17 protein-coding genes are annotated in these 20,465 nt (G+C 40.8%); all 17 read right to left on the reverse strand.

Features of this window, described 5'->3' with window-relative positions; translation table 11 throughout:
• Positions 1-357: 357 nt before the first annotated feature.
• Entirely contained in the window at positions 358-1,539 is a 1,182-nt protein-coding gene (locus ACFX4I_RS04670; RefSeq protein ID WP_377419397.1) for an ABC transporter substrate-binding protein, read from the reverse strand.
• Between the two features lie 22 nt (positions 1,540-1,561).
• Positions 1,562-2,269, reverse strand: a complete 708-nt coding sequence (locus tag ACFX4I_RS04675) for an ABC transporter ATP-binding protein (protein WP_214746594.1) — start codon at positions 2,267-2,269, stop codon at positions 1,562-1,564.
• Complete coding sequence (locus ACFX4I_RS04680) at positions 2,262-3,026, reverse strand: ABC transporter ATP-binding protein (RefSeq protein WP_137018495.1); 765 nt, start codon at positions 3,024-3,026, stop codon at positions 2,262-2,264. Before ACFX4I_RS04680 ends, ACFX4I_RS04675 begins: the two co-directional genes overlap by 8 nt.
• 2 nt (positions 3,027-3,028) lie before the next feature.
• Positions 3,029-4,024, reverse strand: a complete 996-nt coding sequence (locus ACFX4I_RS04685) for a branched-chain amino acid ABC transporter permease (protein WP_377419399.1) — start codon at positions 4,022-4,024, stop codon at positions 3,029-3,031.
• 1 nt (position 4,025) lies between these two features.
• Positions 4,026-4,889, reverse strand: coding sequence for a branched-chain amino acid ABC transporter permease (locus ACFX4I_RS04690; RefSeq protein ID WP_076371380.1), 864 nt, complete (start codon positions 4,887-4,889; stop codon positions 4,026-4,028).
• Between the two features lie 1,197 nt (positions 4,890-6,086).
• Positions 6,087-6,317 (reverse strand): hypothetical protein, encoded by a 231-nt coding sequence (locus tag ACFX4I_RS04695; protein ID WP_377419401.1) that lies wholly within the window; start codon positions 6,315-6,317, stop codon positions 6,087-6,089.
• A 15-nt stretch (positions 6,318-6,332) separates the two neighbouring features.
• Complete coding sequence (locus ACFX4I_RS04700; RefSeq protein ID WP_377419403.1) at positions 6,333-7,049, reverse strand: hypothetical protein; 717 nt, start codon at positions 7,047-7,049, stop codon at positions 6,333-6,335.
• Between the two features lie 696 nt (positions 7,050-7,745).
• Complete coding sequence (locus ACFX4I_RS04705; RefSeq protein WP_377419404.1) at positions 7,746-9,443, reverse strand: sigma-54 interaction domain-containing protein; 1,698 nt, start codon at positions 9,441-9,443, stop codon at positions 7,746-7,748.
• A gap of 128 nt (positions 9,444-9,571) precedes the next feature.
• Entirely contained in the window at positions 9,572-9,814 is a 243-nt protein-coding gene (locus tag ACFX4I_RS04710) for a hypothetical protein (protein WP_230304153.1), read from the reverse strand.
• Between the two features lie 49 nt (positions 9,815-9,863).
• Complete coding sequence (locus ACFX4I_RS04715; RefSeq protein WP_230304154.1) at positions 9,864-10,265, reverse strand: MaoC/PaaZ C-terminal domain-containing protein; 402 nt, start codon at positions 10,263-10,265, stop codon at positions 9,864-9,866.
• Entirely contained in the window at positions 10,262-10,714 is a 453-nt protein-coding gene (locus tag ACFX4I_RS04720) for a MaoC family dehydratase N-terminal domain-containing protein (protein ID WP_377419406.1), read from the reverse strand. The genes ACFX4I_RS04715 and ACFX4I_RS04720 overlap by 4 nt, the downstream gene beginning before the upstream one ends.
• Before the next feature lie 18 nt (positions 10,715-10,732).
• Entirely contained in the window at positions 10,733-11,497 is a 765-nt protein-coding gene (locus tag ACFX4I_RS04725) for an SDR family oxidoreductase (RefSeq protein ID WP_377419408.1), read from the reverse strand.
• 20 nt (positions 11,498-11,517) lie between these two features.
• The gene (locus tag ACFX4I_RS04730) at positions 11,518-12,693 is read right to left on the reverse strand and encodes an acyl-CoA dehydrogenase family protein (RefSeq protein ID WP_283932955.1); all 1,176 of its coding nucleotides are present in this window, start codon (positions 12,691-12,693) and stop codon (positions 11,518-11,520) included.
• Positions 12,694-12,719: 26 nt separating this feature from the next.
• Positions 12,720-13,871 carry an acyl-CoA dehydrogenase family protein gene (locus ACFX4I_RS04735; protein ID WP_377419410.1) on the reverse strand — a complete coding sequence of 384 codons (1,152 nt, stop codon included), beginning with the start codon at positions 13,869-13,871 and terminating at the stop codon, positions 12,720-12,722.
• Between the two features lie 38 nt (positions 13,872-13,909).
• The gene (locus ACFX4I_RS04740) at positions 13,910-15,511 is read right to left on the reverse strand and encodes a long-chain-fatty-acid--CoA ligase (protein WP_230302662.1); all 1,602 of its coding nucleotides are present in this window, start codon (positions 15,509-15,511) and stop codon (positions 13,910-13,912) included.
• A gap of 335 nt (positions 15,512-15,846) precedes the next feature.
• Positions 15,847-18,291 (reverse strand): DNA topoisomerase IV subunit A, encoded by a 2,445-nt coding sequence (gene parC, locus ACFX4I_RS04745; protein WP_098371899.1) that lies wholly within the window; start codon positions 18,289-18,291, stop codon positions 15,847-15,849.
• Positions 18,281-20,266: a DNA topoisomerase IV subunit B gene (gene parE, locus ACFX4I_RS04750; protein WP_133345813.1), complete on the reverse strand. Its 1,986-nt coding sequence runs from the start codon at positions 20,264-20,266 to the stop codon at positions 18,281-18,283. The genes parC and parE overlap by 11 nt, the downstream gene beginning before the upstream one ends.
• Positions 20,267-20,465: the final 199 nt, after the last annotated feature.

The following is a 20,465-nucleotide window of genomic DNA, read 5'->3' on the forward strand; positions in this document are numbered from 1 at the left end:
TAAATATAATTTCATTTTTTAATAGAAAATAATGAAATTGTATTTCATATTATATTCAATGATAGCGTTTTCATTACTTGGATACAAGATATTTTTGAAAAATTTGTTAATTAGAATTTTCCTTTCCTCAAAACCCCACTGCCAAGCGAACTCCTTATTAAATAAAGTATCCATGGCAGCTTTCTGAGTACCCGTAATTTACATAGGAGCCTACTATTTTTTGGTGTAGATTTTATCAACAATAAAAAAACGTGTACCGTCCCCAAACTTGGGTACGATACACGAACAAATAATTTAACAAAATGCTAATCTAGTATACTACACCGACCCCCGGAACACCTGCATCCCTTTACCCAGTTAACGGACAGGGACTACTTTCCCGTTTTCTACTGCACCGACGACAATAGTTGATGCAAATCCTCCATTTTCATCAATCGAGGGAATATCGTATATTTTTTGATCTGGCCCTATATTTGAAAGTCCATCTTGCATATGCTTACGGATGGCCTTGGCATCATCAACGCTGCCTGCAGATTTCATCGCTTCCACAAACGCATACATGGCGATATAATTCAATCCTACTTCTGAGCTTGGATCTTCCTTATAATTCTTTTGATATTTCTCAACGAAAGCAGGTATTGCTTCTTCATCTGAGTCCATCAGTGGCAGAACGCCAATCGAGCCTTCCAATGTTTCATATGACCCTGCAATCGGCTTCATTTGATCCAGCTTTGCTTGATCCATGATGATGAAACCGCCCTTAAATCCTAGCTCCCGAGCTTGCTTCGCTACTTTTGCCGTAGGTTCCGAAGCACCACCGATAAATAGCACATCAGGATCTTTTTTCAAGGCATTGGTGACAATCGTAAAGAAATCGGTTTCTTTGGCGAAATCAATCGAGGAATTATAAACGACTTTTCCGCCTTGCTTTTCCCAATGTGGGAGCACGGCCTCCGTCCAGTCTTTACCGTATTGAGAAGATGTTGGCAAAGCGGCAATCTTCTTGCCGAAATGTTCCATTGCATATGTTGTAAAAGGTTCAATATACCCCTCGTAATTCGGTGGAATTCGAACGGTTAATGAATTTCCGCTCTCGGTCACTGCCGGTTCACTCGTATAGGCCCCAATGATGAATTCCTCTTGTTCATTAAAAACCTGAAGTGCCAGAACACCTCCGCTATGAGGCGTGAAAATGATCGGCGTATCATATTCCTGAATTAACCGTTTAGCATTCGACCCTGTTTCATTAGGAAGGTATTTATCATCCAACGAAACTAAATTCAATGTGTATTTCTTACCATTTACTTCAAACCCACCAGCATCGTTAATTTCATTGACAGCCATTTCTACACCATTCAATGTCCGTTTCCCATACAACGCTGCTGCCCCGCTTAAAGGACCGCTAAAACCGATGTTAACGACATTTTCACTTTTGCCTTTACTGCCGCTGCTTGACACAGTGCTATCCCCCTTATTGCACCCAGTCAACACAGTGATCATTAGCAGGAGAAAAATAAATAACACTTTCAGTTTTTTCATAAAAATCCCCCATTCAATTTTTTCAGGCCCCAATATACGCTTTCCTTACTTCATCATTGGCTAATAACTCACTTGCTGTCCCTTGTACGACAATTTCCCCATTTTCAAAAACATATCCTTTATCTGCAATGCCGAGAGCAGCATTCGCGTTTTGTTCAGCAAGCAGGACCGTGATTCCTTCGCGGTTTATTTCTTCAATGACCCGAAACATTTGTTCGACAATAAGTGGAGCGAGTCCCACCGAAGGCTCATCAAGCATCAACAATTTCGGTTTCGACATCAAGGCTCTTCCAATTGCGAGCATTTGCTGTTGGCCACCGCTCAGGCTTCCCGCTTCATCATGATGCTTTTCTTTTAAAATCGGGAATAAGTGATAGACGTATTCCAAGGAATCCTTGATCTCCGCCTTCTTCTTTCGATGTACATAAGCACCCATCCTCAGATTTTCCTGGACGGTCATCTGTGGAAACAGTTTACGTCCTTCGGCACACTGGACGATTCCCTCCCGAACATTCTTATCCGGGGCACGGCCCCCTATCGGCATGCCCAGAAAATGAATTTCCCCCTTGGACAGCTTACTGATTCCGCTTATGGAACGAAAAGTGGTGCTTTTTCCTGCCCCATTAGCTCCCAACAAAACAACGATCTCTCCCTTGGCAACTTCGATATTCACATGTTTTATCGCAGTGAAACTTCCATAATTCACGGCGACATCGGTTAACTTAAGCACTGGCACTCCCTCCCAAATAGGCTTTAATCACCGCTTCATTTCCGCGGATTTCCTTAGGTGTGCCCTCGGCAATTTTTTCTCCGTAATTAAGGACCATGATGTGGTCTGCCAAGTTCATGATCATATGCATTTTGTGCTCGATTAAACAAACGGTCAGTCCCGATCGATTCAATTTTTTAATTAGTTCTGTCAATCCTTCCGTTTCATCCGGATTGATTCCCGCAGCAGGTTCATCAAGAAAGATAATTTCCGGTTCAGTCGCAAGGGCAAGGGCAATGGCTGTCCGTTTCTTTTCCTCCTGCGAGATGCTGGAGACCATTCTGTCAGCCGATTCCGTCAATCCGACAATATCAAGAACCTCCATTGCCTTATCCCTGCAAGCCGCTTCCTCCCGTTTTAAACGTTTTGTTCTTAGAATGGCATCCACCAGATTGGATTTGGTTCGCAGCCTATGACCGACAATGACATTATCCAACACGGTCGTTTGATCAAAAAGGCTTGTCGTTTGAAAGGTTCTTGAAATTCCGAGCCCCGCTATTTCATTGGCAGGAAGTTTGGTGATATCAATCCCCTTAAAAAGGACCGTCCCGGAAGTTGGTCGATGAAAGCCACTGATCAAGTTGAAAAAAGTTGATTTTCCTGCACCATTTGGTCCGATTATTGCATTGATTCTACCTTTTTCAATCGTAAAATCCACATTATTGACGGCCGCTAATCCTCCAAACCGCTTTGTCAAATTCTTCGTTTCGATTAGCAAATTCATCCCTCCTCAGCTTTTATGTGCATTTCGCTTCTCACCCTGGACAGTTCATTATCTTTTCGCTTTCTTTGCCAATCAAAGAAGGCCCCTGCGATTCCGCGCGGATAAAAGATAATGATCACCGTAAGCAATGGCCCGAATATCAACATTCGATATTCTTGAAGGAATTGCAGATTCTGCGAAAGGATTACTAACAATAATGTTCCTACCAAAGGACCTGAAAGTGTCCCGATTCCACCAACCAATAAATACATCAATAGATCGAACATTATGGCAGTTGATCCGATATCAGGTCCAATGAAACGAATGAATGAAGCATACAAAGCACCTGCCAAACCTGCAAAGAATGTGGATAGGACAAATGCGGTTAACTTATTCTTCATTGTGGAAATACCAATGGTTTGTGCAAGGTCCTCGCTGTTCCTGATGGCCATATACGTCCTGCCGGTCAACGAGCGTATAATTCGATATACGACTAAAATCACTGCAAGCAGGAAAATGAGGACTAGATAATATTGGGATGCTGCAGTATCGAATGTGATTGGCCCTATATTCCCAGGAGCAGGGATACCGATCAATCCCCTAACCCCCTCTGTAAGTCCCTCCCATTTATCGATGACCAGATATATGATGTAACCTACACATAGGGTATAAATCGCGAAAAAGTGTTCCTTTGTCCTCAGCGCGATCAAACCGATTAAAAACCCAATTGCACATGTGATTAAACATGCACATACAAGCGCCAGCCAAAAGTTCATTTCCGCTTTTACCGTCAGGAGGCCAAGTGAATATGCTCCAATCGCAAAAAATCCAGCATGTGCAAGCGAGAGATATCCAGTATATCCTGATAATAAATTGATTCCATAAACAGCTATCGCCCAGATGAACGAAAGTGTCAGCATATGGAGATAATAATCGTTTTGAGCGATAAAGGGGAATGAAAAAGCAAAGATGATAAGTGCGATAATCCCATTTCTTTTCGTTAATATCTTCACGCTACCTCTCCCCCTTGGCAAAAAGACCTGTTGGTTTCACGGTTAATATTACGACTAAAAGAATGAATGCAATGATGTCTTTATAATCATTTGAAATATAAGTTGCGCCCAGGCTCTCACTGAAACCTAGGATATATCCGCCTACGATCGCCCCCGGGATGCTCCCCATCCCGCCCAATATGATAATGACGAATGCTTTTAGGATGACTAAATGCCCCATGCCGGGAAATACAAGGTTAATCGGTGATGCAAGGGATGAAGCGATGGCTGCTAATCCACCCGATATCATGAAGGTAAGCATTGCGACTTTATTAATGTTGATTCCCACTAATGAAGCACCTTCACGGCTTTGGGACATCGCTATTATCGTCGAGCCGGCATAAGTTTTCTTTAGGAAAAGGTAAAGTAAAACCATTACTGCGATAGCTGATACGATGATCAATAATCGCTGAAGTGTGAACGTCAGGCCCATGATATTGACCACTTGGCCGTATGGAGAAGTCATTGTATGGAAGTCGGCACCCCAGACAAATTGGGCAAAGGCTTCAAGAAAAAGGAGAATTCCGATTGCCGCTATCTTATCGTGCAATGGAGGTGCCTCCCTTAACAGACGAAACACGAAACGTTCCAAAAGGACTCCCAACAAACCAACAACGATAATGGATACGAACATGGCAATCCAGTAATTGACCCCATATAAGGTCATCATTGATAACGTGATATATCCACCCAACATATATAGGGCACCGTGGGCAAAGTTCGGGATATGCAATATTCCATATACTAACGTCAATCCCAGGGCAACAAGACTATATACGCTGCCAATCGTCAAACCATTAAAAAGCTGCTGAATCAAAATTTCCATTTACTTCCTCCTTGAAAATTATTGAATTTCACTTTGCTGTTCATTCCCTTGCCTACCATCCTGTCCATATTTTGAAAGCACACCTCTGCGATGAAAAACACTTTCAATTTTTTCCCTCACAGGCTCAACCTCCTGGGGAGGAACAGTAAGTTTTATTTCACTACAAACCTACAGAGTGTAGCGAAAAAAACACCCGATTAGTTGTTAGCGCTTTCATTTATATTGACCACTTATTACAGTACATGCACCTCACGTTATTGTCCTCATTCTTTCTGCCTTATGATTCTAGGCGGTACGATTGTGCAGACAAGCAAATGCAATTTTTAGGGATAGCCAATGATTCCATCTTCTCTTTAATAACGGTTTACCCATGGTAATCGTCTGGTTTTTTCACTCCTTCCACACCACTAAAGGACCATTACGCAGATTAATTACCTGTATGTAGATTATTTCCTGTATATAAATGCAAGTGCCGTGCCAACAATAACTCACCGACAATTAGGCCATTCACCAGTAAGTGAATTCATTATTGAATTGTAAAAATCAAAAGTAACGATTCCATACGGGATGTCCGTCATTCACTATTGACTGAAAAAATCATTTTTGAATCAATAAAGAATTAAATGAAGACATAAAATGAAAAGGATTCAAAAATACCCTTCATAACTACAATGTTTTCATGCAATAGCAGGTAATCATATACAAAAAAAACAACTTTACAACCCATAATATCTTAAAGATTCTTTAAAGATTAAGTAACTCTATCTGTACTGTTTGTAAAGAAGGCTACCTACCAAGATGAGGTGATTTAATCATAAAAAAATATTACTTCGTTCTTTAGTAATGGGCTCTATATCTCTTAAGAGAATAACTCAAACCCTAGAAACACTGATATATCAGTTTTCTTTCTCTCCTGATTAGTAGAAGAATGTAAAATAACCTATCTACTGGGAGAGGGAGGTTTCAACACTTCCGTTATAAAATAAGTTTGTGGGCTGACGCTTTTTTTCACGTCGAAAAAGGGGGGCTTTTTAAAAGTCAAAGATGGTGTGGACTCGGTTGCAAATATATCGAAATGAATTGCTTACGTACAAAAAAAGGATTATGAAAAGTGTAGGAAAGCTAAATAGGAAAATAAAAGTCAAGGAAAAAACAAAGAAAAGCCCTCGTCGAAGAGGGCTTTCATTACTTATTCAACTAGTTTTTTTTATCAACATCACTATTCATGAAATATATTAACAATATAATATTAACAAATATTATACCTGCCAAAGAAAAAATCCCTTGCAATAAATATCTAATATTATAAAAAGCTTCCGTTCTATCTTCTTTAGCCAATGGATATATTGATTCTAGCAGACTAGGAATTTGCAAACTTCCAATAATTATTATAAGCATAAAAATTATAATTATATATTTTTTTTTCATTTAAGCTTCAATCCTTTATTTATAGGTATAAACTTTTTTATAAGATACACCATAAGCTTTTTTTGCTGTGCCTGTTCCTTGTTTAGTCCAACTAAAGGAATTCCATGGCATTTTATATACATCATATAGTTTAGTTTTATATACAGGATATGCTGTGAATTTTAATGATTTAACACTTTTCCCATTTACCTTACTCGGAACTTTAAATGTACCAGAAATCGTTATAGTTGTTGTACCCGTAACACTATACCCTAGAGCCCCTGATAGTGCAGCATTACTAGCACCAAAATTCGCACTAACTGTGGTAGCTACTGATTTATTCTGGCTAATATTTAATACTACTCCTGGACCACCAATAGCAGTGGCAAGTCCGCTAGATCCTGTTGCATCAGACCCTCCCCGTACATTTTGAACTTTATACTTATTAATTATAGCACGTGCGTTAGTGCTAGGGCCATTCTCTATAACATTACTCTCTATTAATAACGACTCATCAAGAACAATTAACTCATCTATATTTGGATCACTTAGATACTCATTAATTATTGAGTTTTGTTCACTAACTGTCATGGTATCGTCTAAAGTTAATACTGTACTTTCTGTACTTTCTGTACTTTCTGTACTTATTGATTCATTGTTCTCTTGGGCATGTCCCACACTCGGTAAAATTCCTCCAACTAGCATAACCACTGATAAAAGCATGATTACAGTCATCGATAATTTCTTACACATTATGTTCCCCCCTTAATTTTTTATAGTACATATGCAACACAACCTTAACAAACAATGATACATATTCCCTAAAATTTTGACTTTTCATGGTACATAAGTAATAATATGAAAAATATACAAAAAAGTAAAGGGTTAAAACGAGGAATGTTTGAGTAGAGTAATATTTTGATTGATATTGATCTTATACAAGGTGTGACTTCATGTATTTAAATGAGTTTATGAAGTTCCACCTCGAGCTCATTATTGGTCAATAGAAGCTCAAGGGGTAATCAGAGGTACGGTGACATTAACTTAAAGTTCATATGGGGGAGTTAGATTTAAAAATAGAGCATCTGAAAATTCAAAATTGACAGTTGCAAGAGTATATACATGGGTTGTTAAAGACAAATATTGGTTAGAGACTACTTATTGAAAAAAAGAAGGTGATTTCATGATTGTATATATTTTGGATAATTTAAAACCCTACCTTGATCTTGCTAACACGATAATATTTCTACTTATTTAGTTGAATATTAGAAAAAATAATAAAGATAAATTATGAATATAAACTGAATAACAATCTATAAAATGATGAAGCTTTTCCTTCCAAGCACTTAACCCCATGTAATTTTTCGCCTATCGTAATTTTTAGTCAAAAAAACAGCACCCTCCATTGTTGGATGGTGTCCAACAATGGAGGGTGCTGTTCATACTCATCTATTCTTTTCCGCTGACCTTTAATCGATATTTTTTAAGTTTCCTAACAATTGTTGCCTGGCTCGAATCAAGGGCTTCTGCGATTTCATATGTAGTTTGGTAGGTTTCCGCCGCTTTCGTCAAGATTTCCTTTTCAGCTTTTTCCACCGCTTCTTTTAGAGTTAGGGGTGAATGATAGTTCGACTGATTCAGCTTATCCGGTCGATATTCTTCCGGCAGATCGTTGATCGATAATAATTGATTATCCGTCAGCACGACGAGCCTTTCCACAATATTAATCAATTCACGGACATTCCCTGGCCAATCATGTTGATAAAAATATTCCTTCAACCGCGAATCTATTTCTTTTGAGAATTTATATTGTTCATTTGCCTTTGTTAAAAATAAGTCAGTCAATGCCAAGATATCCTCTCTTCTTTCCCTTAGAGGAGGAATCGTAATCGGAATGACATTCAGCCTATAAAAGAGGTCTTCACGAAAATCACCCGATTTGACCATTTCCGATAGATTTCGGTTCGTGGCTGCTATTATGCGAACATCGATTTTCTTTGGCTTTGTACCTCCGATTCTTTGAATCTCCCTTTCCTGAAGGGCCCGAAGCAGCTTCACTTGAAGTTGCAGGGGAAGCTCACCGACTTCATCCAAGAATAGGATACCACTCTCTGCCAGCTCAAACATCCCTGGTTTGCCTTTTTGATTGGCTCCGGTAAATGCCCCTCCTTCATATCCAAAGAGCTCGGATTCCAATAAATCAGCGGGAATTGCCCCACAATTTATTTTGATGAAATCCCCTTTTTTAGACCGGATGCTCCGATTATAAATATTGCGGGCAAGGACATCCTTTCCAACACCCGTTTCTCCCAGAATGAGTACTGTCGCATCAATATCCGATATTCTTTCAGCAATTTCATAGATCGTTTTCATTTTATCACTGACAAATACGACTCCATCCTTGCTTGTTATCTTCCGCAGTTTTTCAATTTCCAGCTTATATTGATTATTCAGCTCATTAACTTTCGTCAACTCATGCATCAGTTCATTTAAATCAGATAAATCCCTTATATTCGTAACGACTTGCTCTATTTCCCCTTCGGCATTAAAAACGGGACTTCCTGTAATCAATGTTTCCTTTCCAGCAAAATTATCCTGTACGACCGATACCGTTCGTCTCAGCTTCACTACCTTATGCGTCACCGAAGCATTCAAGATGCCGCGTTTAATCAATTGGTCCACCGATTTGCCGATATAATACTCTTTTGGTATGCCAGTGATCCGTTCAATTGCCGAATTGGTATAAAGCGTGACTCCATCTTGATCGGTGATGTATATCCCATCATAGGAATTTTCGATAATGGCATCCAGTGCGCGATTCAATTTATCCGTTTTATGAGCATCAATCAATAAATCGTCCAAAAATTCTGTTTCACTGCCTATATATAGACTATTGTCAGTATCCATATGTTTCATTAATAAAAATAAATACCGTTTATCATCCAGCCTTGCAGCTGCAAGCCTTTTATTATCGAGAAATTGCCACTCATCGAATTGTTCGGTTAATGCATTATTACCATTCTGACTTAACGATTGATTAAAATAGGTGCCCCAATCCTTTATCCGATTTGCAGAATCCACGACTAGTGCAGGAAAGGTCCACTCTTTGAGCAAATTAATCTGAGAATCCTGTTTCACTTGATTCATTACTATTCACCGCCGCAAAAGGAATTCTTTTTAAGTACAATTCTGGATAAATTTCGAAACTCCTTTAAAATTGTCGAATTTCGCTCCTAAAAAAAGTAGTGATGAAATAATTTTCATCACTACAGACTTTAGACAAATAAAAAAAAGATCAGTTTGCCTACAATTTTTTCCATAGAAAAATTCGAATTGATTTCAGAAATCCGCTCCCTTTCCGCCGACTGTCTGCCAAGCCTCATCAAAGCAAGCGTCTGTGGGGTCTTGGCTAGCCAGTTTTTCGGCAGGAGTGTCGCAAATTTCTTCAATCTAGTGAAAGTTTCATAAAACAGTAAAAACCTTGTTTTAAATTCATGGTTCGGGATGAGACCATTCAAACTCCCTTTTGTAGACAGACTGGAAGTGATGAAATAACTTTACTTTCCCTCAGTAAATCTTAAAAATAATCTCTCCACTAATCGCTTCCTTACCTGACTGGTTAGTGGCCGCTACATTGAAAAAATATCTATTCCCATTTTTTTCTTTTAGATCCGCATGAAGAGTTATGACATCATTCAAGAAAACCATTCCTTTGAAGCGAATCTTGTATTCTTCGATAAATCCAATTTCATAAAGATTACTGAAAAGCTTTGCGAGGTTTCCCATCGTCCACATTCCATGTGCGATGATGCCGGGAAGACCAGCATTTTTTGCTTCCTCATCAATCGTATGAATGGGATTGAAATCACCTGATGCGCCGGCATATTTAATGAGGTCCAATCGCGTTACAGGCGGAAGCTCGATTGAATGTAACGAGTCACCAATATGAAGTTCGGTTAATGTCGTCACTTACTCATCACCATCCTTCTGATCGTTTCATTTAAAATGACAAGCTGTTCAGCAGTGAAGACAATTTCCCCATTTGCATCCGCCCCATAATTTTTAAAGGCTAGAAATCCCATTTCCCCTTGTTTCCCTTTTTTCTCATAATAGTCTTTCACTTCCGTATAACAGGTGATTTCTTCCCCTACCTTCAGCGGCCTGTTATAGCGATATATCTGCTCACCATGAATCAATCCTTTTTTCGGGAGATTTAAACTTTCAATCGTCCCAAAATCAAAGACCCTTGGGAAAGTTGGTGGAGCTATATTCGTTCCGTACCTTGATTGCCTGCCTATTTCTTCATCAATGAAAATCGGGTGGGTATCACCAATCGATAATGCGAATTTTTTAACGGCTCCCCGTTCAACTATATTTTTAACGGGGGTGGATCGTTTTCCAATACTTTCGTTGAACATAACATCCCGCCTTTTCCCTTAATTTTTTGGACCGCCCGCAACATATAGAACCTGCCCACTAATGAATGAGGATGCTTCATCGGCAAAGAATGCAACAGCATGAGCAATATCACTTGGCAAACCGCTTCTTGAAACAGGAATACTGTTTGCCCTATCCTGGATGAATTGCTCAAAACTCACTCCCACCCGCCTAGCTGTTTCTTTCGTCATTTCGGTTTCGATAAAACCTGGTGCGACCGAATTAGCCGTTATCCCATATTTGCCAAGTTCAATCGCCAGTGTTTTTGTTAACCCCTGAAGCCCGGCTTTAGCAGCTGAATAATTAGCCTGACCGCGGTTCCCTAGGGCCGAAGTGGATGATATATTGATGATTCTTCCGTATTTATTTGCAACCATATGCTTCTGGGCGGCACGTACTGCATTGAAAGTACCTTTTAAATGCACATCCATTACCGTCTGCCAATCTGAATCGGTCATTTTGAAAAGTAGATTATCCCGGATGACCCCTGCATTATTCACGAGAATATCAAGCGATCCGAATGTATCGGCTATTTCTTTTATGGATGCTTCCACCTCTTCGGAATTGACCACATTGGCCACTTTGGTAAAAATGGTATAACCCTTATCCCTTAATTCATTTCCTGTTGATGTCAAAACCTCTTCGTTGATATCGATAATCGCCACGTTTGCGCCTTCACTGGCAAATAGTTCGACGATCGCCCGGCCAATCCCTCTGCTTCCACCTGTAACTAAAGCCGTTTTCCCTGAAAATCTCCCTGTCATAATCGTTTCCTCCTAATCTATTATAAGAATTGTCCTAATTTAACATGCCCCTTAATCAAATTTCGGGAAATGATCATACGCTGTATTTCATCCGTACCATCATAAATCCTCCAAAGCCTTGCCTCGCGGTACCAACGCTCGATGGGAAGCTCCTTCGTATAGCCCATGCCTCCGTGTATCTGCAATACGCGATCAACGACCCGATTCCCCATATTGGCTCCATAAAGTTTTGCCATTGAAGCTAAATGGCGATTGTCTTCCCCATTATCAAGTGTAAAAGCCGCATTCAATACAAGCCACCTTGCAGCTTCAATCTCTACGGCCGAATCAGCTATCTGCCATTGAATGGCCTGACGCTCCGCAATCGGTTTTCCGAATGTGACTCGTTCTTTAGCGTAATCTATCGCCATTTGCAGCAATCTTTCTGCAGAACCGACAGCGCGTGCGCCCACAATCCATCTTGCAAACCCAATCCATTCCAAGCCTAGTTTATAACCACCATGCACTTCCCCTAAGATGTTTTCTTCGGGTACCCTGACATTATCAAAAACTAAACCGGCCGGTCCCCATTCTCCCATCGTATTGATATACTCTGATCTCCAGCCCATATCACGGTCTACAATGAAACAGGTTACTCCTTCCGTTCCAGTTGCTTGATGACGTCCTTTGTCGGTTACAGCAATGACCATGACGAAATCGGCATCATTTCCTCCGGTAATGAAAGTTTTTTCACCGTTAAGCACCCATTCGTTCCCTTCTTTTACTGCCGTCATTTTAATATTTCGCGTATCGGACCCAGCCCCCGGCTCCGTCATGGCAAAACAGGACTTTTTCTCACCGTTGATCGTAGGGATCAGATATTTCTGTTTCTGTTCTTCATTTGTGTAATAAAGTATGTTATCAGCCGAACCTCCAAAGCTGAATGGTACAAACGTTTTTGATACTTCCATCAAGACAATTGCCATCATAAGCTGCCCTAAGTCTGCCCCGCCATATTCCTCCGGGGTATTGATGCCCCAAAACCCAGCCTTTTTTGCTTTTTCCTGTAAATCTTTCAATGTCCCCTCTGGTAAACTAGGTTTTCCTGCCATTTCATTGCGAAGCACTTCATTTTCCAAGGGAATCAATTCATTTTCCACGAACTTGCGTATTGTTTTTTGTACCATTTTTTGTTCATCCGATAGTCGTAAATCCATCTTAACCCCTCCACTTTCCAATTAGACTAGTTTTGATATTTTCTCTTTAATTGTCCTGTAATGATATTTTTTTGGATTTCGGACGTACCTTCATATATTCTAGTGATTCGGGCATCCCGATAGAAACGTTCAACCGGATAATCCTTCATGTATCCCATCCCGCCATGAATCTGAACGGCCTTATCAGCGACACGATTATATACTTCCGAACCATACAACTTAAGCATTGCCGCTTCTTTAATGATTTTTTCTTTCTGATCGACCATCCATGCAACCCGGTATGTGAATGAGCGAAGTGCTTCTATTTCCATTGCCATCTCGGCAATCATATGGGATACGGCCTGATGATCAATGATCGGGACATTGAATTGTTCACGTTCTGTGGCATATTTAGTAGAGAGGTCGAGCAGGTATTGACAGGACCCCAAATTACGGGCAGCAAGGCCTGCGCGGCCATTTGCAAGGATCTTCAATGCATTTACATACCCTTGGCCAACGTCCCCCAGTACATTTTCGGCAGGAACCTCGCAATCTTCAAAAACCAATTCGGCCGAATGTGAGCCTCGAAGACCCATCTTCCTTTCCAGGCTACCAACTCTAAAACCCGGAAAATCCTTTTCTACTATGAATGAGGTGATTCCTTTCGCCCCTTTATCTTTGTCCGTTACGGCCATAACCGTAAAAATATCTGCTACATCTGCATTCGTTATATAATGCTTGGTCCCATTTAGAATATATTTATCGCCATTTTTGACAGCCGTCATTTTGAGATTCGTTGCATGGGACCCCGCTGCAGGCTCAGTTAAAGCAAAAGCGCCAATTCTATTACCGCTTGCCATATCTGGTAGATACTTTTCCTTTTGCATTTCATTTCCCATTTCAACTATCCCTACCGTCCCTATACCGGTGTGGGCCCCTATCAGAGTGGTATATCCATTATGGGTTTTGCCGATTTCCTCATATAAAGCACATTTTCCCACCATCCCGATTCCGAGCCCGCCATACCTTTCCGGGATACTAAGTCCGAATAGCCCGATTTCCTTCGATAAATTTATTATGGATACCGGGATATGATCTTCATCCTCTATCTGCATGGAAAATGGATCGATTTGCTCTTCGATAAACTGGCGTATATTTTCTTTTAATAGCAAGATGTCTTCATCTAAGCGAAAGTCCATTTGCATTCCCCTTTATCTGTGAATTAGTGTTAACGCTTTCATATTTTATCCGGATAAGCGATATGTTTTTCTTGAAGTTTGCGTTTTAAGATTTTACCGACCGCCGTTTTTGGAAGTTCACTTTCAAATGTGATTGCTTTTGGGACTTTAAAGGCAGCGAGCTGCTTTCGGCAATAATCCTTCAATTCGTCTTCAGCTATTCTTTCATTCGGTTTTAGAACTACCGCAGCATGTACCGTTTCACCGCGATATTGATCGGGGACGCCAAAGACGGCAGCTTCCAGAACCTTAGGATGGCTGTATAGTATATCTTCAATTTCAATTGGATAAATATTGAAACCGCCTGCGATGATCATCTCTTTCTTCCGTCCTACAATGTAAAAGAAGCCATCTTCATCCATTTTGGCAATATCACCGGTATGCAGCCATCCGTTTTGAATCGTCTGCCGCGTCTCTTCAGGCATGCCCCAATAGCCTTTCATTACCTGTGGACCCTTTATGACCAATTCACCTGGTGTATCAACCAAGAGGGCTGGCTCCCCTGTAATACTGTCAATGATGGCGGCATCGGTATTTTGTATAGGAATTCCGATACTTCCGGATTTTTGCAGGCCCCTAACTGGATTCCGGTGCGTGACTGGTGACGCCTCGGACAGGCCATAGCCCTCTGCAATCTTTGTTCCACTCAATTCGTTGAATCTTGACAGTACATTCAATGGCAATGGTGACGAACCCGAAACGCAAGATTTCAATGTATGCAAATCAATTGGATGGGACTGGTAATATTGTAATAAAGCAATATACATCGTCGGTACCCCTGGAAAAATAGTCGGTTTAAGATTATTGATAATATCGACGATCTCCGACACCTGAAACCGGGATACAAGAATTAATTCCCCGCCATTATAAAACGTCAGGTTCATCCCTGAAGTCATGCCGTAAACATGAAATAATGGGGAAACGCCAAGTACCTTTTCCTTTCCTCTTTGAGTATTGATTCTAGAAGTGGCTGCACTTTGCAGCGTATTGGCAACAATATTACGATGGGTTAGCATCGCCCCTTTAGAACGCCCTGTCGTTCCTCCTGTATATTGGAGAACGGCGACATCTTCGGCAGGTTCAATCTCCACAGTGAAATCCGCCTCTGTTACAGATAGTAGCTTTTTTGTCATTTCACATTTGCCCATTTCCAGCGACACGCTCAACACCTTTTCAACATCGGTTTCAGCTATAACGGCTTCAACTATTGGCAATAAATCATCGAGTACAATGATGTGCCTTGCACCTGAATCTTTCAGGACATGTATTAATTCGTTCGCCTTATACATTGGATTGATTTGAACAACAATGGCTCCATTCAAAAGGGTTCCAAAAAAACCAATTGGATATTGGGGACAATTGGGAAGCATAAGAGCCACACGATCTCCCTTTTTAATACCTTCATCAGCAAGCACGCGTGCACATCTTTTCACTAACTTCCCCAACTCTGAATATGTATACCTTTGCTCCATGAATGTAACCGCTGTTTTATTCGAATATTGTTCGACTGATTGATAAAATAGTTCTGTCAAAGACATTTCAGGAATATCAATCTCAATTGGATTTCCTTGCGGGATATGCTTTTTCCAAGGTCTATCCATTGGTCCTCCCCTTTCTTCATTCAAAAAAATAAAGAAGTCATACTAAACAATATGCAAGGAGTGTGCCAAAAATAAATCGTTATGTTACATAGATTCAATTAATGGTAAAATTCAAAATTGAATTATTTGCTGTCCTCTTAATAATATTAGGTTCATAATACTTGGATTTAAATTTGACTCAATAAGTCATTTTTGAATTGAGTGATTACTTTCGTAAAAGTACTCAACTTGTAGTGCGGGGCAAATGGGGATTATTTTCTGGAAGGATATAACTAGTCATTTATAGGAAAATAAACGGGATGCTGATAAGATCAGCATCCCGTTCAAAAAATGATTCACTGCTCTATGGCGGAGTCATCTTCCAATGATATTTTCCATAATTCTTTCGCTTTTCCACTAACCGTTTCATCAAAAACAAATGATCCATTCGTATATCGATCATGATTTTTTAATGAAGCGGCATGAATCGTTTCAATCGTTCCCTTTTCAGAAAGAATGAATAGACTGTCGGTTTTGTTAATAATATCGAAACCAATGACCCTATGAGGATTCGATTTCAATTCCCTCAAGACCACGACACCGCGTTTTGCCCGGCTCGTTTTTTCAAACTCGGTTAATTTCATTTTCTTTATGGCCCCGCGCTGTGTAACGATAAAGATCGATTCTTTACTATCCTTGGCCAAAACCTTTCCGCCAATGACATAGTCATCTTCTTTCAAATTAATCCCTTTGACTCCTGCTGCCCGGACACCGACAACACTTACTTCCTCTTCATCAAACCATAAACCGTATCCGTTATGAGTGACTAGGAAAAGGTCAGCCTGTCCATCGGTATGGTGGACATCGACCAGTTCATCGTCACCTTTTAAATTGACACCAACCAGCGGTTTTGAATGACGCTGGGCTTTATAGGAAGCTAATTCTGTCTTTTTCACCATACCATTTTTCGTGATGAACACTAAGAATTCCGGCATGGTAAAATCTTTGATAGGAATCGCTTTTATGATTTGTTCTTCCCTGTCAATTGGAATGATGTTCGCAATATGCTGACCGGTTTCCTTCCAGCGAATATCAGGAAGCTGATGAACTGGACAGTATAGGTAGTTCCCTTTGGATGTGAACAGCAAGAGGACATCAGTTGTATTCATCTCCAGCCTCTGGAGCAGGCGGTCGGAATCCTTCATGCCAAAATCAAGACCCCCTGATGCTGCATAAGATCGTAATGATGTCCGTTTGACATAGCCTTCTTTCGTCACGGTAACCATCACGTCTTCACTCGCAATCAAGACTTCAAGATTGATTTTGATTTCTTCAATTTCTTTTTCGATTTTGGAACGCCGTCCGTCATCAAAGCCCTTTTTAATGAATCTAAGTTCTTTTTTAATTACTTGAAGAAGAACTTTTTCACTGCCAAGAATCTTTGTCAATTCCTCAATTTTGTTCTTCAATTCCGCTGCCTCTGCTTCAAGTGCTGTAATATCCGTATTTGTCAGCCTATATAATTGCAAGGAGACAATGGCTTCAGCTTGCGCTTCTGTAAAGGCAAATTTAGCAATGAGGTTATCTTTAGCATTGCGTTTGTCTTTAGATGCCCGAATGACAGCGATGACTTCATCTAATATGGATAAAGCCTTCACTAAACCATCGACGATATGTGCCCTGTCATGTGCCTTTTGCAACTCATAACGTGAACGGTTCACGATAACCTCTTTACGGTGTTCGATATATGCATCGAGCATTTTAGGCAGGCTCATCAATGTTGGCCGTTTTTTATAAATCGCAACCATATTGAAATTGTATGCGATTTGGAGATCGGAATTTTTGTATAAATAATGCAGGACACCATTTGCATCTGCTTCTTTTTTCAGTTCAATGACAATGCGCAGTCCTGTACGGTCGGTTTCATCCCTTACTTCGGCGATGCCTTCCACTTTCCGGTCTAGACGGAACTCATCCATTTTCTTAACAAGGTTTGCTTTATTGACTTCATATGGGATTTCAGTGATGACGATTTGCTGCTTGCCGCCCCGAATCGTTTCCACTTCCGCCAACCCGCGAATGATTATTTTCCCTTTACCTGTTTCATAGGCCTTACGAATGCCTTCAATTCCTTGAATGATACCGCCAGTAGGAAAATCCGGCCCTTTAATGACCGTCATTAAATCAGCGACTGTCGCTTCCGGCTTATCGATTCGCATAATGGCAGCATCAATGACTTCACCTAGTTGGTGTGGCGGGATTTCAGTGGCATAGCCGGCTGAAATTCCTGTAGAACCGTTTACAAGCAGGTTAGGGAACATTGCAGGCAATACAATGGGCTCTTCTGAAGTATCATCAAAGTTCGGTACGAAATCGACCGTCCTTTTTTCTATATCCCGCAGCATCTCGGAGGCAATCGATGAAAGCCTTGCTTCCGTATACCGCATCGCAGCAGGCGGATCACCATCGATACTGCCATTATTTCCGTGCATTTGGACCATGACCTTCCGCAGCTTCCAGTCTTGGCTCATCCGAACCATTGCCTCATAAACGGATGAATCTCCGTGAGGGTGATAGTTACCAATTACATTACCGACCGTTTTTGCGGATTTCCTAAATCCTTTTTCCTGAGTATTTCCTTCCACATGCATCGCATACAATATCCTGCGCTGCACCGGTTTTAAACCGTCCCTAGCATCTGGAAGTGCACGATCTTGGATAATATATTTACTATAACGCCCGAAGCGGTCACCAATTACCTCTTCAAGCGGCAAATCTCGAAACGTTTCTTCAAATACCATCGTTAATGACCTCCTCTTCAATCGACATATTTTCATTATCTAAAATATTCGATTCCTCTTCGAGACCAAAAGCGACATTGGCTTCAATCCACTTACGACGCGGTTCAACCTTATCTCCCATCAACGTAGTCACACGTCTTTCTGCACGGGCACCATCATCGATCTTCACACGTATCAATGTCCTTGTTTCCGGGTTCATGGTGGTATCCCATAATTGATCGGCATTCATCTCACCCAGCCCTTTATAGCGCTGAATCATATAGCCTTTCCCCACCTTGTCTATCGCTCCCTGAAGTTCTTCGTCACTCCAAGCATATTCAATGACTTCTTTCTTCCCGGTCCCTTTGCTCACTTTATATAAAGGGGGCAAGGCAATGTAAACTTTTCCTGACTCTATTAACGGCTTCATATAGCGATAAAAGAAAGTCAGCAGCAGCACTTGGATATGGGCCCCATCCGTATCGGCATCAGTCATGATGATCACTTTATCATAGTTAGTGTCCGGCGTGTTGAACTCCGCCCCGACACCTCCGCCGATGGCATGGATGATCGTATTTATTTCCTCGTTTTTAAAAATATCCGCAAGTTTTGCCTTTTCCGTGTTGATAACTTTACCCCGTAATGGCAGTACTGCTTGGAAACGGCGATCCCGCCCTTGTTTAGCGGATCCCCCAGCAGAGTCCCCTTCCACAAGATACAATTCATTCCGTTCGGGATTTTTCGACTGAGCTGGTGTTAATTTCCCAGAAAGGATGGCATCGGATTTTTTCCGTTTCTTCCCGCTTCTTGCGTCTTCACGTGCTTTGCGTGCCGCTTCCCTTGCTTGGAACGCTTTAATCGCTTTTTTAACCAATAGGGTACTCGTGGTTGGATCTTCTTCAAAAAAGTAGGCTAAGTGCTCTGATACGATGGAATCGACTGCAGAACGGGCTTCACTGGTTCCAAGCTTGCTCTTGGTTTGTCCTTCGAATTGAAGAAGTTCTTCAGGGATACGTACTGAAATGATTGAAGACAAGCCTTCACGTATATCGGTACCTTCGAGGTTTTTATCTTTTTCCTTTAATAGCCCCATTTTTCTGGCATAATCATTAAATGCCCGTGTCATGGCCGTTTTTGCACCAATCTCATGGGTGCCTCCGTCTTTTGTACGAACGTTATTTACAAAACTTAAAATATTTTCCGAATAACCATCGTTGAATTGAAAGGCGAGTTCGACCTCTATCCCATTTTGTTCCCCTTCCAAGCTGACTACACTATGAAGGGTCTCTTTTTCTTCATTTAAATAATCAACAAACGCTTCAATTCCATTTTCATAGTGAAAAATTTCATTATGGTCGTTACGCTCATCCGTCAATTCTATCTTCATGCCTTTTAAAAGAAAAGCCGATTCGCGAAGACGCTCACATAGGATATCATAATTATAAGTCGTCACCGAAAATATTTTTGGATCGGGCTTGAAGTGGATTTTGGTCCCAGCTTGATTGGTTTTACCGATTTTCTCCAGTGTGGTTTCTGGCTTTCCGCCATTGAAAAAACGTTGTTCGTAAATGAACCCGTCCCTTTTGATCGTCACGACAAGCCATTCAGACAACGCGTTAACGACCGAAGCACCTACTCCATGAAGGCCTCCACTCGTTTTATATCCGCCTTGTCCAAATTTACCTCCAGCATGAAGAATCGTCAAAATGACTTCAGGCGTCGGTTTACCTAATTTATGCATGCCAATAGGCATTCCGCGCCCTTTATCAGACACACTTACACTGTTATCTTTATGTATTTTCACACTAATTTGGTCTCCATATCCAGCTAAAGCCTCATCTACGGAGTTATCTACAATCTCGTACACTAAATGATGAAGTCCGCGTGCATCAGTACTGCCGATATACATACCGGGACGTTTTCTGACCGCTTCGAGTCCTTCCAGTACCTGAATTGCATCATCATTGTACTCGATTGTTTTTACTTTCTTTGCCACAGAAATTCCCCTTTCCTTACTAAACACAATTTCCGGGCCAAATCATACTGCAATGAAATGACTCACTAACTTAACAAATCCATTAATACGTTAATATCATATAAAAAGTATAATACTTTCTCGAACAAAGAACAAGTGTTCTATTTTTTCATCCTTTTTATTAGCGTTTGCACATTTGTGTGGAACAAAACGTATCATA

The sequence above is a fragment of the Peribacillus sp. YIM B13472 genome (assembly GCF_042788005.1).
Classification (GTDB): Bacteria; Bacillota; Bacilli; order Bacillales; family DSM-1321; genus Peribacillus; species Peribacillus simplex_E.